The 1,027-nt window shown below is 79.1% G+C and carries 1 protein-coding gene and 1 pseudogene; both read left to right on the top strand.

The window, feature by feature from the left end:
- Positions 1-533, top strand: a 533-nt coding sequence (locus VR44_RS41500; protein WP_157880416.1) for a hypothetical protein, incomplete at its 5' end; no start/stop codon positions are given.
- Positions 530-1,027: pseudogene (locus tag VR44_RS27315) on the top strand (hypothetical protein); the annotation flags it as partial. The gene VR44_RS41500 and the pseudogene VR44_RS27315, both read left to right, overlap by 4 nt.

The raw sequence follows: 1,027 nt of genomic DNA on the forward strand, positions 1-1,027 counted from the left end.
TCCTCGTCCACGAGGACCCGGACGGCCGGCTGCGGGAGCGCTTCGAACGCCACGGCGAGGCCGCGGAAGGAGCGGCGACCGCCCTCGTCGGGCGGATCGCCGGCGGCGGCGCGCTGGGCTGGGAGCGGGCCTGGACGGACTTCTCCGCCGGCGCCTGGCGCCTGGCGCGGAGCCGCCACGCCGCGGGCGCCGACCTGCACGGCGCCGCGTCCGAGTACGCGGCGCGGGCCAGGTCCACGGGGGACGCGGCCACGGCGGAGCGCTGGGACCACGACCTGCGCACCCGCTACAGCGAGTTCCACCGGCTGCTGAGCCGCTCCGACCCGCAGGGGGAGCTGTTCGGCGACCCCGGGTACCTGGTCTACCGGGCCTGCACCAACGCCCTGTACCGGCTCCTCGCCATCTGCGACGTCCGCCCGCTGGAGCGCTACCTGGCGGCCCACCTGGTCGTCCGCACCGTTCCCGGACTGACCGGCACCGACTGGCGCGCGGAGCTCGCCGCGGCCGGGGACGCCGTGGAGGGCCGGGCATGACCACCGTCGCGCGCCCGAGGGCCGTGCGCAGGCTGCGCCCCGGGGTGGCCGTGACCCCGCTGCGGGCCGCCCTGCACCTGAGGGGCCGGGGCGGCAGCCTCACCCTGGAGGGGAGCGAAGCGCTGCCCGCCCTGTGGCGGCTGCTGGAGGGACCGCTGAGGGAGGGCGGGCTCGAAGCCCTCCTCGACGGCATGGAGCCCCGGTCGGCGCTGCGCCGGGCGGTGGACGTCCTCCTCGGGCAGCTGGAGGCGCACGGGCTGCTCACGACCGGGGAAGCGGAACCGCCGGGGGAAGACCTCGTCGGGCGGTGGCTCGCGGAGAGCGCGGAGCGGCCCGCCGACGCGGCCGCCGCGCTGGCCGGGGTCCGCGCCGAGGTGCTCGCCGGCGACCCCGGCGACCCCCTGGCCCGGGCCGCCGGACGGGCGCTGGAGCAGGGCGGACTGGCCGTCACCCGCACCGCCGATCCGGACCTCCCCGGGGGCCGGATCCTGCTC

Source organism: Streptomyces katrae, assembly GCF_000966975.1.
Classification (GTDB): domain Bacteria; phylum Actinomycetota; class Actinomycetes; order Streptomycetales; family Streptomycetaceae; genus Streptomyces; species Streptomyces katrae.